This window comes from Pseudarthrobacter sp. 05T312 (genome assembly GCF_056396685.1).
In genome coordinates, this window is sequence record NZ_JBFTLY010000022.1 from 14,555 (window position 1) to 28,120 (window position 13,566).

Here is a 13,566-nt window from a genome sequence, read left to right on the forward strand (position 1 = left end):
GCCCTCCCGTAACCGAAAACATGACGGTGGGCTTGGTTGGGAAGATAGCGTTGTTTGCACATTGCCAAATATTCCGTGGGAGTGGCACTGAGCCCGCTGGTCGAAGACGCGATTCGAGGCCCATGCGGGTGCGATGCCGGAAGGTTGCGCCCTGTGCCTGACGACACGACAAGGAAATCTTTTGCATGCTTCTTATGGACACCACGTGGAAAAGGGCCGCAGGCTTCGTTGCGGCCTGCGTCATCGGCGGCTTTCTGGTCGCCGGGCTCCTGGCCCCGGCCGCGGCACTGGGTTCCACCGTGACCGTGGCATCCGGCAGGTTCTTTGATCAACTGCCCTCTGATCTCCATCTCGACCCGCCGGCCAGGAACTCCCAGGTGCTGGCCAAAGATGGATCGGTCATCGCACGGTTCTATTCCCAGAATCGTGAGCCCGTACGCCTGGAACAGATATCGCCCTTCATGCGCCAAGGGATCGTGGCCATTGAGGACTCCCGCTTCTATGAGCACGGCGGCATCGACCCGGCCGGCATCCTCCGGGCCCTTTATGTCAACATCCAGGGCGGCCGGCAGGGCGCGTCCACCATTACCCAGCAGTACGTCAAGAACGTGCTCATCCAGTCGCTGATATCCAGCGGCAGGGCGGACGATGTCAAGCCCAGCGCCGCCAGGACCATCGGCGACAAACTTCGGGAGATGAAGCTCGCCGTCGCACTCGAGGACAAGTACTCCAAGGACCAGATCCTTCAGGGCTACCTGAACCTGGTCTATTTCGGCAACGGAGCCTACGGCGTCCAAACGGCAGCCGAAGAGTACTTCGGCGTGCCCGCAAGCGCCCTCAGCCTTACCCAGGCCGCCGCCCTGGCGGGAGTGGTCAACAGGCCCGGATACTACGACCCGCTCACTGAACCGGGCCATGTGGTGGCCCGGCGCAATGAAGTCCTGGACCAAATGCTCCAACAGGGTTACATTTCCACGGCCCAGCACCGGAAGGCTGTTGCCGCTCCCCTTGCCTTGAACGTACAGCCGTCGGCCCAGGGATGCGCCGTGGCCACTTCACCCTACTTCTGCGATTACGTTCAACGCCTGATCCTGAATGATCCCGCCTTTGGTCCCGACGAGGCCGCCCGGCGCAAACTGCTGTACCAGGGCGGGCTGACCGTCCGAACCACGCTGGACCCGGAGCTGCAAAAGGTCGCACAGGAACAGGTCAACGCCTCACTTTCCCCCACGGACCCACTGCAGCGCGGCGCCGCCCTTGTCAGCGTGCAGCCCGGGACCGGCAAGGTCCTGACCATGGCCCAAAACACCATCTACAGCCCGGCGCCGGGGCCCGGACACTACACCGGCAACCTCACCCTTGCGGAAACGGACAGCCGGGGCACGCCTCTCCATGGTGCCGGCGGCTTCCAGATCGGTTCCACCATGAAACCGTTCGTCTTCGCCCAGTGGCTTAATTCCGGGCGGTCCATGGCCACCCGGCTTGACGGCTCTGTCCGCATCTACAAAGCCGGGTTTCCGTGGAAAAACAGCTGCGGCACCACCACCGGGTCCTACGATCCTGCCCTCGGCCAGACGCCACTGCCCAACGACGACCCCTACCACTACTACCCGATGACCGTGCTGGAAGGCCTCTACCGCTCCATCAACACCATCACGTTCCAGTCAGCAACGCGGCTGGACTTCTGCAACATCCAAAAGATGGCCACGGCAGCAGGAGTCAAGAACGGGCACACCAACAAGCCCTACGACCTGTCCAGCATCGCCAGCCTGATCGGCACGCAGGATGTGGCGCCGCTGGACATGGCCACCGCTTATGCCACCTTCGCCGCCGGCGGAGTCCATTGCTCCCCGGTTGCCCTGAAAAGCGTCACCGGGCCCACGGGACACAACTATCCGGTGCCGTCCGCGGACTGCACCCAGACCATCGATCCCGACGTCGCCGCCGGCGTCACCTACGCCCTCCAACCCGTCCTGACGAAGGGATCGGGCTATAACATCCCCGTGAACAAGGATCACGAAATCTTCGCCAAAACCGGCACCACCGACGGACACACCCAGACCTGGACCGTCGGCGCCACCACGGACATCGCCACCGCCTCGTGGTTCGGAAGCTACAAGGGATTCGGGCCGCAATGGGCAAACGAGCACATCACCATCAACGGGAAGTACTACGCCGGACTGGACGGAGCCAACATCGCCGGCACCCAGTGGGCCCACCTCATGAACGCCGCGGCCGCAGAATACCCCGGCGGACCCTTCCCCGCACCACCCCCATCAATGCTCCGGTAGCTGGGGCACCCAGGCCCGCCTGCGCAATGGGCCATACCATTGCGCATGTATAACTGTTGCGCTAGCCTTGCGTATCACTTTCCACTCCCAGCCGAAGAGCAGCCGTTCCAACAGGAGAAATGAGTACGCCGTGGCAAGCGATTACGACGAAGTCCGGCCAGAGGTCAAAGAGTCGCAGGAACGGTCCCTAGAGGCCCTGCGCACCGAGAACACTCCCGATGCCCACAGCGTCGCCAGGGAACTCGATGAAGCCGACACGGTGGACGGGATAGAACTGCCAGGAGACTTCATCGCCGAGGAGCTCGTCGTCGAAGTCGTCCCGCAGAAGGAGGACGAATTCACCTGCTCGTCCTGCTTCCTGGTCCGCCACCGTTCCCAGCTGGCCAGGGAAAGGGACGGCCACGCCTACTGCATCGAATGGAGGGATGAGCAGTGGCCGGTCTGCCGCCTGCTCCGCGCAACGGACACGCGCAGCAGCCAAGCCACGCTGTGTCGGCGAACGCCGTGCCGCCGAACCCCGCGTCGGCGCCGCGGCCGGACAGGCCGTCCCCGGGAGTGGGCGCCGGCCGCAGGGGGACTTCGGGGACTGGCCGGGTAGGGCATTTCCGATTAGGCGAGGGATTCATCCTTTCCCCCGGCCGGTACCTCATCCTGTGGGCGGTGTCCCTGATGCTGGCCCTGGCCGGGGCAACCTCCTTCCTATTGACACTCGGGGAAGTGCTCCACGGACAAGGCGTGGCAGCGGCTGACGGGCCCATGACCGGCTGGTTCGTGGATCACCGGACCGCAGCAGCCACAGCCGTCCTGGCAGGACTCGCCTTCGTGTTCGGCCCGTTGGCCCTTCCGGTGATAACACTGCTCGCCACCACGGGGTGGGCCCTGCTGACCCGCCGTCTTTGGCGGCCCCTGCTGCTCGCCGGGGCCATGCTCACGGGGGTCATTGTCACGGAAGTCATTGCGCACGCCGTGGGACGCTCCCGGCCCCCAGCGGCGCTGATGATGCTGGGCGCCGACGCGACGTCGTCGTTTCCGTCCGGACACGTCGTCGGCGCCTCCAACTTCCTGCTGATCGGGGCATACCTGGTCTTCTCCCGGTCCTCCCGCACGCTGTCCGTCATACTGGCCTTCGCAGCTGCTGCCGGAGGCCTGGCGCTGGAAGCAGCAAGCCGCGTCTACCTTGGCTACCACTGGTTTACTGACACGCTGGCCTCCGCCTCAATCTCCGTGGTCCTCCTGGCGGTGGTGATCATGCTGGACATCAGCCGTGGCGGCCGGTCGGCAGAACCGTGAGGGCAAAAAGCTCCCGGGCACCCGTACCGTTGCGTACCCGCAAATAGAGCGGGACACTGACAAAGACGACCACGGCTAAAGGGAGGCATCATGCGTGCGCTGACAGTTACCCCTGGAGTCAAGGACTCCCTTCACCTTCGCGATATTCCCGAGCCGGCGGCGGGCGGGGGCCAGGTGCTGGTGGAGGCACTGGCCGTGGGCCTGTGCGGCACGGACAGTGAGATCATCGACGCCGACTACGGCGAAGCTCCGCCCGGCCAGGACTACTTGGTGCTGGGCCACGAAAACCTGGGCCGGGTGGTGGAGGCCCCGGAGGGCTCCGGGCTGGCGTCGGGTGACCTGGTGGTGGGCATTGTCCGCAGGCCCGATCCCGAGCCGTGCAAGGCCTGCGCCGCCGGCGAATGGGACATGTGCCTGAACGGCAAGTACACCGAGCACGGAATTAAAGGCCTGGACGGATTTGCCCGCGAACAGTGGCGTGCGGATCCGGAAGCCATGGTGAAACTGGACGCCGGGCTGGAAGATGTGGGAGTGCTGTTGGAGCCCACCACCATCGTGGCCAAGGCATGGGAGCAGATCAACAGGATCGGGCAACGGGCCTTCTTCGACCCCCACGTCGCGGTGGTGACCGGGGCCGGACCCGTTGGCCTGCTCGCCGCGCTCCTGGGCGTTCAGCAGGGCCTGGAGGTGCACGTGTTCGACATCGTCAAGGACGGGCCCAAGCCGGACTTGGTCCGCGAGCTTGGCGCCACCTACCACAGTGAGACCCTCCCGGACTCCGGCCTCAAACCCAACGTCCTGGTGGAATGCACGGGCGTGACCCCCGTGGTGCTGGACGCCCTCCGCTGCCGCGCCCAGGATGCCATCACCTGCCTGACGGGCGTCTCGGGCACCGGGAAGCAAACCGAGGTGGACGTCGGCGCGCTGAACCGCGAGGAAGTGCTGATGAACGGCGTGGTCTTCGGCAGCGTCAATGCCAACCGGCGCCACTACGACGCCGGCGCCAAGGCCCTGGCCGCTGCCGAGGCGGACTGGCTGCGGCGGCTGATCAGCCGCCGGGTTCCCCTGGGCAAATTCGCCGAGGCCTTTGACCGCCACCCCGATGACGTCAAGGTGGTACTGGACTTCCAGGCGAAGGGCGACGGCGGGAGCCGACAGCCATGAGCGCCGCAGCCATGAACCAGGCAGCCGTGAGCCCGGCAGCAAGGAGTGAGGGCCAAGCAGGACAGGAGGCCAACAGCGGCCACCGGCTCCCGTCAGGGCGCCAGTACAACATCCGGCACGGCCGGCAATCCGTGCACCTCACGGAGGTGGGCGGGGCGTTGCGGGATTACCTGCTGGACGGCCGCCCCCTGGTGGACGGCTACGGTCCGGAGGAGATGTGCACGGGGGCGCGGGGGCAGTCCCTCATCCCGTGGCCCAACCGGATCAAGGGCGGCAGCTACGAATGGGACGGCAGCACCCTGCAGCTTGATCTCAGTGAGCCGGACAAAGGCGGGGCCATCCATGGACTGACCCGCTGGCGGAACTGGGAAGCCGCGGAACTGTTGGAGGACAGGATTTCCTTCACGCACACCCTTCACGCCTGCCAGGGCTGGCCATGGGTACTCGACTGCCGGCTGGACTACAGGCTCGACAACCAGGGGTTGAGTGTGCGCACGACCGTAACCAACCGCAGCCCGGAGCCCTGCCCGTTTGGCACAGGCGCGCATCCGTACCTAAGCATGGGGCTCCCGGGCCAGGTCATCGACGCGGGCCTGGTCCAGGTGCCGGGGCGGACGTACCTGCCCGTGGATGAACGCGGCATCCCCACCGGGCACCAGCGCGTGGACAGCACCGGGTATGACAAGCGCGAGCTCCAGCAACTTCGGGCCCGGCACATCGATGTGGCCTACACCGACCTGGTCCGTGACGGGGACGGGCGCGCCAGCGTGACGCTGCTGCGTCCTGACCGCTCGAGTGGCGTTGAGTTGTGGGTGGACGGGACATACCCCTACCTGGAAATCTTCACCGGCGACACCCTCCCACACCCGGACCGCCGGCGGACCGGACTGGGCGTAGAGCCCATGACCTGCGCCCCCGACGCCTTCAACTCCGGCGAAGGGCTGATCACCCTGGAGCCAGGGCAATCCCACACCGGACAGTGGGGCATCAGACCGCTGTGAACGGCTCCCTCCGCCGTCTCGGACCTACGGAAAAGCTACCCGCAGCCCTGCCAACTATTGCGCATACGCAAACATAGGGGTTCAATGAAGGCATGGCTTGCCGCACCCGGATCCGGTTCCGTCAGGTACCGGATCCCAACGTAAAGCGACCGTCGGAGGTACCCTGGCCGCCGGCGGCGGCTGCGAAGGCCTCCAGGGCGGCCGCCAGTGCGGGCCGGCGGCCGGCAGGCATCCTGGAAATCACCTCGGCGATGGCCTGCCGCCGGTGCTGCAACACAGTATCGACCAGTTCCTTGCCCTCACGGGTCAACTCCAGCCGGATATACCGGCGGTCGGCGGGATCTTCACGGCGCTGCAGCAGGTCAGCGGCCACCAGCCGGTCGCAAATGCGGGTGGCATTGGAGGCGTGGACGCCAAGCTCCGCGGCCACGCCGCCCAGATTTTGGGGCCCGTGGGTATGGATCAGGACCAGCACCCGCAGTTGCGGGGTGTTAACGATGTCCTCAACCTCAGCAACAGAGCGCGCCACCACACGCATGAGGGTGTCGGCGGCAGCCATCACAGCTTCGACTTCCCGACTTAAGGTTTCAGGGACCGGCCCAGACCCGGCAGATGTATCCATGGGCACCAGTTTCCTCCAATAGTTGCTACCCCGCAAAGTTTGCCAGCTTCCCCCACCTGGTGGGCAGCCGGCATGAAGGAGAATCATGAAGACGCACCATCCGGCTGATCCGGTCAGCAGCACGGTCAACGGGATTGACCGGCTCATCCGGAACGTGCAGACCGGGCGGTTTGAACGCTCCCTGTCAGGGCTGACAGCTGCCGGGGCCCTGGTCACGGCGGCGGAGATCTACCTTGAACATGACAAGGCCAGCTTCGGCAACAAGTGGATGTGGGTTCCCGTGGCCCTGGGCCCGGTAGGGGCCGCCGCGGGAGTGGCCGGCGTCTTCAGCCGCCGCATGGCAAAGACCGCCCTCCCCCTGGCCAGTGCCGCCATCATTGCCAACGGACTGCAGGGAACCTGGCTGCACCTGCAGGGGATCCGGCAGAAACCCGGCGGGCTGTCCAACCTGCGCTACAACCTGGAGATGGGGCCGCCGCTGTTCGCGCCTCTGCTGGTCACCCTGGTGGGCGGCATGGGCGTCCTGGCCTCCGTCCTGAGGCGGGAACCATGAGCAGCCTTCCGCTGCCCGAGGCCGACGGCGGCGGACGCTACCCCGGCTTCCGCACCCTCGCCCAGGCGGACCATTGGGACCGGGCCACCGCCGCCGTCGTCGAATCCCGCCTGGGCATGCCCCAGGACGTCCGATTCTTCACGCCCCCGGAGGAGGCCGCGGCCCGCGCCCTCTTCGACCTGCTGCTGGGCCAGCAGGACGAACCCCGCGTGCCGGTGGTGAACATGGTGGACGCAAGGCTGGCCGAGGAGCAAGCCGACGGCTGGCACTACGACAACATGCCGCGGGACGGTGAAGCCTGGCGGGCAACCCTGGCAGCACTGGACAGCGAGGCGCGCTCCCGTGCCGGCTGCACCTTCGCCCGCCTGGATCCGGACCAGCAGGCCGGGCTCCTGCAGGACATCTGCAACCTTGACCGGGAGCCCTGGCACGGGCTGCCGGCGGACCGGGTGTGGAGCCTGTGGACCCGGTATGCCTGCACCGCCTTCTACTCCCATCCCCTGGCTTGGGACGAAATCGGCTTTGCCGGACCGGCGTACCCCCGCGGTTACAAGAACCTGGGGGTGGACCGGCTGGAGCCGTTCGAGGTGCGGGACATCCGCCCCGGTGCGGATCCGACGCATGGGGCAGACCGGTGAACAGGGTCCGTGAACGCAATGAATCCGCGTGGCTGCTGCCCGCCGGGCCGGGAAGCAACCTGCGGCTGCGGGAGGACATGCGGCGGTACGGCGAAACCGATGAGGTGGACATTGTGATCGTGGGCTGCGGAGCCGGTGGGTCTACCCTGTTGCAGCGCCTGGCCCGCGCCGGCTGGCACGCGGTGGCACTGGAGGCGGGGCCGTTCTGGGAGCCGGAGCGGGACTGGGTCAGCGATGAGGCCGGGTCCCATCACCTGTATTGGACCGAACCACGCGTCATCTCGGGGACAGATCCTGTTCCCCTGGGATCGAACAATTCGGGCCGCGGAGTGGGCGGATCGATGGTGCACTTTGCCGGCTACACGCCGCGCTTCCACCCCAGCGACTTCAGGACCTTCAGTACCGATGGTGTGGGCGCGGACTGGCCCCTGGACTACGCGGACCTGCGGCCGTACTACGAGGACATCGAAGCGGAGCTGCCCGTCGCCGGCGAACACTGGCCCTGGGGTGACCCCCACGGCTACCCCCACCGGCCGCATCCGGTGTCCGGCAACGGGGAACTGTTCCTCCGCGGCGCCAATGCCTGCGGCGTCACCGCGAAGGTGGGTCCGGTGGCCATTGCCAACGGCAGGTTCGGCAACCGGCCGCACTGCATTTACCGCGGCTTCTGCCTGCAGGGCTGCAAGGTGAATGCCAAAGCGTCCTCGCTGATCACGCACGTTCCGGACGCGCTGGCCCACGGCGCAGAAATCCGCGCCGACTCGATGGCCACCCGGATTTGTTTCGATGAACGGACCGGGCTGGCCACCGGCGTGGAATACGTCCAGGGCGGCGTAACCAAATTTCAACGGGCCCGGATGGTGGCGGTGGCCGGCTACTCGATCGAAACCCCGCGGCTGCTGCTGAACTCCACCTCGCCGCGCTTCCCGGACGGGATGTGCAACGACTTCGACCAGGTGGGCCGGTACCTGATGGTCCAGGGCGCACCCCAAACCGCCGGCAGGTTCCAGGCCGAGGTGCGGATGTGGAAGGCCCCTCCCCCGGAAGTCAGCACCGAGGACTTCTACGAGACGGACCCCTCCAAACCGTACAAGCGGGGGTTCTCCATCCAGTGTGTGTCCCCGTTGCCCATCACCTGGGCTGAACATGTTGCAGCCCAGGGGCACTGGGGGCCCACCCTTCGCCGTTACATGAGCGACTACCCGCACTGGGCCTGCCTGGGCGCGCTGTGCGAATTCCTCCCCCTGGAGGAGAACCGGGTGACCTTGGCGGAGGAAACGGACCGGAACGGGATCCCCGTGGCCCGCTTCAGCTACAGCCAGTGCGATAACGACCGGCAGCTGATGTCCGCCGCGCAGAAGGTGATGGAGGAAATCCTGACCGCCGCGGGGGCGGAGGAGGTCATCACCATCAACCGTTACGCGCACCTGGTGGGCGGGGCGCGGATGTCAGCCACCCAGGAGGACGGCGTGGTGGACCGGAACTGCCGCAGCTTCGCGGTACCCAATCTCCTGGTCACCGACGGCAGCGTGCTGCCCACCCAGGGCAGCGCCAACCCGGCCCTGACCATCATGGCGCTGGCGGCCCGGGCCGCCCGCGTCCTGGTCCAAGGCGCCCGCCGCGGCGCCCCGATGAGCGCAAAGGAAGACTGATCATGGCAACCACAGTGGCCGACTACCTGCTCTCCCGGCTGGGCGAGTGGGGCGTGGACAAGGTCTTCGGTTTCCCCGGAGACGGCATCAACGGCATCCTGGCCGCCTTTGGCAAGGCGGGCAACCAGCCGAAATTCATCCAGGCCAGGCACGAGGAGATGGCGGCCTTCGAGGCCGTTGGCTATGCCAAGTACGGCGGCCGGGTTGCCGTGTGCATGGCCACCTCCGGGCCGGGGGCCATCCACCTGCTCAACGGCCTCTATGACGCCAAGCTGGACCACGTTCCGGTGGTGGCCATCGTGGGGCAGACCGCCCGCAGCGCCATGGGCGGGTCCTACCAGCAGGAGGTTGACCTGCTGACCCTGTTCAAGGACGTCTCCTCGGACTACGTCCAGATGGTCACCGTTCCCCAACAGCTCCCCAACGTCATTGACAGGGCCATCCGGATCGCCGAAGCCCAGCAGGCACCCACCGCGGTGATCATCCCGGCCGACGTGCAGGAACTGGAGTACGCCGCTCCCACGCACGATTTCAAAATGGTGCCCTCCAGCGTCGGCGTCCAGTGGCCGGACATCCAGCCGGACACTCCGGCAATCCGGGGCGCCGCCCAGCTCCTGAACGAGGGATCCAAGGTGGCCATCCTGATCGGGCAGGGCGCCCGCGGTGCGGCCGCCGAGGTCCGGGAGGTGGCCGAACTGCTGGGGGCCGGGGTGGCCAAGGCGCTGCTGGGCAAGGACTCGCTGCCCGATGACCTGCCCTACGTCACCGGTTCCATCGGGCTGCTGGGCACGCGCCCCAGCTATGAAATGATGCGGGACTGCGACACCCTGCTCACGGTGGGGTCCAGCTTCCCGTACACGCAGTTCCTGCCCGAACCCGGCCAGGCCCGCGGCGTGCAGATCGACGTGGACCCGAAGATGATCGGGCTGCGCTACACCAACGAATTCAACATCGTGGCCGACGCCGCCACTGCCCTGCGCGCCCTGATCCCGTACCTGGCACGCAAGCAGGACCGGTCCTGGCGGGAAAACCTGGAGTCGAACATCAGCCGCTGGTGGGAGACCATGCATGACGAGGCCATGGTCGATGCCAATCCGGTCAACCCGATGCGGCTCTTCGCCGAGCTCTCCACCCGGCTGCCGGCGGATGCGATGCTCAGTGCGGATTCCGGCTCGTCAGCGAACTGGTACGCGCGGCAGCTGAAGTTCCGGGAGGGGGTCCGCGGTTCGCTGTCCGGGAACCTGGCCACCATGGGTCCGGGTGTCCCCTACGCCATTGGCGCCAAGTTCGCCTTCCCGGGCCGGCCCGCCATTGCGTTCGCCGGTGACGGCGCCATGCAGATGAACGGGCTGGCGGAGCTCATCACCGTGAAGCACTACTGGCGGGAATGGGATGATCCGCGGCTGGTGGTGGCCGTCTTGCACAACAACGACCTGAACCAGGTCACCTGGGAGATGCGGGCCATGGGCGGGGTGCCGGCCTTCCGCGAATCTCAGGTGCTGCCCGACGTCGACTACGCGGGTTTCGCCGAAAGCCTGGGGCTGCAGGGGCTCCACGTGGAGGATCCCGACGACGTGGGGCCGGCTTGGGAGAAGGCCCTCACCGCGGACCGGCCCACGGTCCTGGACGTCCGCACCGATCCCGATATTCCGCCGATTCCGCCGCACGCCACCTTTGAACAGGCGCGGAAGACGGCGGAGGCCATGGTCAAGGGTGATGACAGCGCCTGGGGTGTGGTGAAGGAAGGGGTCAAGACCAAGATCCAGGAATTCCTGCCGCACAAGGAGGGCTGAGGCATGCCCGCCGCCACACCCGTCACGGCAATCCGGGCAACCGCCTACACGGTTCCCGCCGACGCGCCCGAAGCGGACGGCACCTACACCTGGGACTCCACCACGCTGGTCCTGGTGGAAGCGGACGGCGGCGGGACGACGGGACTGGGCTGGACCTACGCCCCGGCAGCAGCGGCGGCCCTGGTGGAAGGCCTCCTGGCCCCGGCCGTCCAGGGCGTTGACGTCCTGGACGTGCCGGCGGCGGCCGCGGCGATGGCCCGGGCGGTGCGCAACCCGGGCCGGACGGGCCTTGGCTCCTACGCCGTGTCCGCCGTCGACTGTGCCCTCTGGGACCTGAAAGCCCGGCTGCTCGAGCTGCCGCTGCACAAGCTCCTCGGCGCTGTCCGGGACACCGTGGCGGTGTACGGCAGCGGCGGGTTCACCACCTACACCGAAGACCAGCTGCGGGACCAACTGCAGGGCTGGGCCCGGGAACAGCGCATCCCAAGGGTGAAGATCAAGATCGGCCAGGACAGCGGAACGAACGTCCCCCGGGACCTGGAACGCATCCGCCAGGCGCGTACCGCCGTCGGCCCCGGTACCGAACTGTTCGTCGACGCCAACGGCGGCTACACCGCCAAGCAGGCGGTACGGGTGATGCGGGACGCAGCAGAAGAGCACGTCACCTGGTTCGAAGAGCCGGTCTCCAGCGATGACCTCGCGGGGCTGCGGGCGGTGCGTGCAGCCGTCGACGCCGACGTGGCAGCCGGCGAATACGGCACCGGGCTCCCCTACTTCCAGCGCATGTGCAGCGCCGACGCCGTGGACTGCCTGCAGGCGGACGTCAGCAGGTGCGGCGGGATCAGCGAATGGCTGCGGATCGCCGCCGTCGCCGCCGCCCACGACCTGGAGGTCTCGGGACACTGCGCACCCCACCTCAGTGCCGCCGTCGCCGCCGCAACCCCCAACTTCCGGCACCTGGAATGGTTCCACGACCACGTCCGGATCGAAAACCTCTTCTTTGACGGAACGCTTGACCCCCGCGGTGGGTGTCTGCGGCCAGCAGATGCTCCCGGCAATGGGCTGGCCTTCCGCGCCACCGACGCAGAGCCCTACCGGATTCATTGAAAAGCAGGATGACAGGACGGAGAGGAAGCCCATGAGCACCAGCCCAGGCAGCGGAAACCCGCCAGACGCCACGCCGCTGAACCCGGACCCGACAGGCCAGGACCCCAGCGCCAAGGACCCTGCCGCCGGGGAGAAAGCCCAGCTCCAGGCGGCGATCTTCGAGGTGACGCGGGCGGCCGGCGGGAGGAGCCTGCACGAGATCCGGGAGATGCTCCAGGCGGAATTCTCGCGCCGGGGCGTGAAGGCGCCCACCACCATCTGGCTGGACTCGGTGGCTTCCGCGGCGTTCCATGGCGAGCCCTACATCATCGACCTTCCCGCAGCCCTGGCGGCCGAGGCCGCCGTGCCTGCCCCGAACGACGGGGTGCGGAAGCGCCTGGCCCGGCGCCGGGAGCTGCGGAAGGACAAGCTGCCCGCCGGGACATTCCCTCCCGCCTCCGCCTGGGAACTCGACAGCCGCGACGTCACCCTCAGCACGCCGGAGCCGCGCCCGGACCCCCGCACCGTCCTCGGAAACACCCGGGCCGTGCGGCAGCTGCCGGCAATGGCAGCATCAGCTTTGGTTGGCCTCCTGGCCGTTGTGGCCGTGTGGGCAGCCAGGAACGCCCGGCATCGGAGGACAGCGCATTCGACAGCGGGTGGTGCCTGATGCCGGAATGGTTGCAGGCGTGGATGTGGGGCACCATCGCCGGCGGGGCGCTGGTGGTGGGGTGCGCCCTGGCATGGAAGTGGCGGATCCCGCCGAAGGTGGTGTCCTCCGTGATGTCGTTCGGTGCGGGGGTCCTGATCTCTGCGTTGTCCTTTGAACTCGTGGAGGAGGCCGTCAACGGCGGCGGGCTCTGGCCCACCATCGGCGGGTTCGCCACCGGCGCCCTGGTGTACGTTGCTGCTAATTTCCTGCTGGCCAGGAAAGGCGCCAAGCACCGGAAACGCTCGGGCGGCAAACAGCCCTCCGAACAGGAGAAGCCGGGCAGCGGGACGGCCATTGCCATCGGGGCGCTGCTGGACGGTATACCGGAATCGGTGGTCCTGGGGGTCGGTTTGGTGACCGCCGGGGCCGTGAGCCCCGCGATGCTGGCCGCCGTCTTCATCTCCAACGTTCCGGAGGGGCTTTCCAGTACTGCGGGCATGAAGAAGGCCGGGCGCGGCGCCAAGTACGTTTTTGGCGTGTGGGGTGGGATCGCGGTGCTTTCCGGGCTGGCCGCCCTGATTGGGTTCGTGGTCCTGCAGGGGGCCCCGGGGGAAGTGGTGGCCTTCATTACCGCTGTGGCGGCCGGAGCCATCCTGGCCATGCTGGCGGACACGATGATTCCCGAAGCCTTCGAGGAGCACCATCTGCTCACCGGGCTGATCGCCGCCGCGGGTTTCCTGACGGCCTTCACGGTGGACCAGGTGGGCGGGTAGGTCCCGCGGGAAGGCTGCACCGCCGGCGCCAACCGACACGGAAGTTGCTTA

12 protein-coding genes and 1 pseudogene are annotated in these 13,566 nt (G+C 67.3%); 12 read left to right on the forward strand and 1 reads right to left on the reverse strand.

Translation table 11 applies throughout. The annotated features are described in order from the left end of the window. Nucleotides 1-185 precede the first annotated feature (185 nt). The 5 genes and pseudogenes from AC1DIP_RS19665 (at nt 186) to AC1DIP_RS19685 (ending at nt 5,746) form a co-directional block, all read left to right on the forward strand. Nucleotides 186-2,291: a transglycosylase domain-containing protein gene (locus AC1DIP_RS19665; protein ID WP_377204660.1), complete on the forward strand. Its 2,106-nt coding sequence runs from the start codon at nt 186-188 to the stop codon at nt 2,289-2,291. A gap of 130 nt (nt 2,292-2,421) precedes the next feature. Next, nucleotides 2,422-2,709, forward strand: a pseudogene (locus AC1DIP_RS19670) (DUF4193 domain-containing protein); the annotation flags it as partial. Nucleotides 2,710-2,960: 251 nt separating this feature from the next. After that, on the forward strand, nt 2,961-3,581 hold the full coding sequence (locus AC1DIP_RS19675; RefSeq protein ID WP_477734930.1) for a phosphatase PAP2 family protein: 621 nt from the start codon (nt 2,961-2,963) through the stop codon (nt 3,579-3,581). A gap of 90 nt (nt 3,582-3,671) precedes the next feature. Continuing rightward, on the forward strand, nt 3,672-4,745 hold the full coding sequence (locus AC1DIP_RS19680; protein ID WP_477734785.1) for a glucose 1-dehydrogenase: 1,074 nt from the start codon (nt 3,672-3,674) through the stop codon (nt 4,743-4,745). Next, entirely contained in the window at nt 4,742-5,746 is a 1,005-nt protein-coding gene (locus AC1DIP_RS19685; protein ID WP_477734786.1) for an aldose 1-epimerase family protein, read from the forward strand. Before AC1DIP_RS19680 ends, AC1DIP_RS19685 begins: the two co-directional genes overlap by 4 nt. A 121-nt stretch (nt 5,747-5,867) precedes the next feature. Here AC1DIP_RS19685 and AC1DIP_RS19690 read toward each other — a convergent pair whose 3' ends face one another. Continuing rightward, nucleotides 5,868-6,305, reverse strand: a complete 438-nt coding sequence (locus tag AC1DIP_RS19690) for a MarR family transcriptional regulator (RefSeq protein WP_285243598.1) — start codon at nt 6,303-6,305, stop codon at nt 5,868-5,870. 148 nt (nt 6,306-6,453) lie between these two features. Here AC1DIP_RS19690 and AC1DIP_RS19695 point away from each other — a divergent pair, with 148 nt between their 5' ends. The 7 genes from AC1DIP_RS19695 to AC1DIP_RS19725 are packed head-to-tail and all read left to right on the forward strand — an operon-like array spanning nt 6,454 to nt 13,515. Next, on the forward strand, nt 6,454-6,921 hold the full coding sequence (locus AC1DIP_RS19695; protein ID WP_285243599.1) for a hypothetical protein: 468 nt from the start codon (nt 6,454-6,456) through the stop codon (nt 6,919-6,921). Next, nucleotides 6,918-7,559, forward strand: a complete 642-nt coding sequence (locus tag AC1DIP_RS19700; RefSeq protein WP_477734787.1) for a gluconate 2-dehydrogenase subunit 3 family protein — start codon at nt 6,918-6,920, stop codon at nt 7,557-7,559. Before AC1DIP_RS19695 ends, AC1DIP_RS19700 begins: the two co-directional genes overlap by 4 nt. Further along, nucleotides 7,556-9,211 (forward strand): GMC family oxidoreductase, encoded by a 1,656-nt coding sequence (locus tag AC1DIP_RS19705; RefSeq protein WP_477734788.1) that lies wholly within the window; start codon nt 7,556-7,558, stop codon nt 9,209-9,211. Before AC1DIP_RS19700 ends, AC1DIP_RS19705 begins: the two co-directional genes overlap by 4 nt. A gap of 2 nt (nt 9,212-9,213) precedes the next feature. Then, entirely contained in the window at nt 9,214-11,004 is a 1,791-nt protein-coding gene (locus tag AC1DIP_RS19710) for a thiamine pyrophosphate-requiring protein (RefSeq protein WP_477734789.1), read from the forward strand. Between the two features lie 3 nt (nt 11,005-11,007). Next, the gene (locus AC1DIP_RS19715; protein ID WP_377204653.1) at nt 11,008-12,111 is read left to right on the forward strand and encodes an enolase C-terminal domain-like protein; all 1,104 of its coding nucleotides are present in this window, start codon (nt 11,008-11,010) and stop codon (nt 12,109-12,111) included. 31 nt (nt 12,112-12,142) lie between these two features. Further along, nucleotides 12,143-12,760, forward strand: a complete 618-nt coding sequence (locus AC1DIP_RS19720; protein WP_477734790.1) for a hypothetical protein — start codon at nt 12,143-12,145, stop codon at nt 12,758-12,760. Continuing rightward, entirely contained in the window at nt 12,760-13,515 is a 756-nt protein-coding gene (locus AC1DIP_RS19725; protein ID WP_377204651.1) for a ZIP family metal transporter, read from the forward strand. The genes AC1DIP_RS19720 and AC1DIP_RS19725 overlap by 1 nt, the downstream gene beginning before the upstream one ends. Nucleotides 13,516-13,566 lie beyond the last annotated feature (51 nt).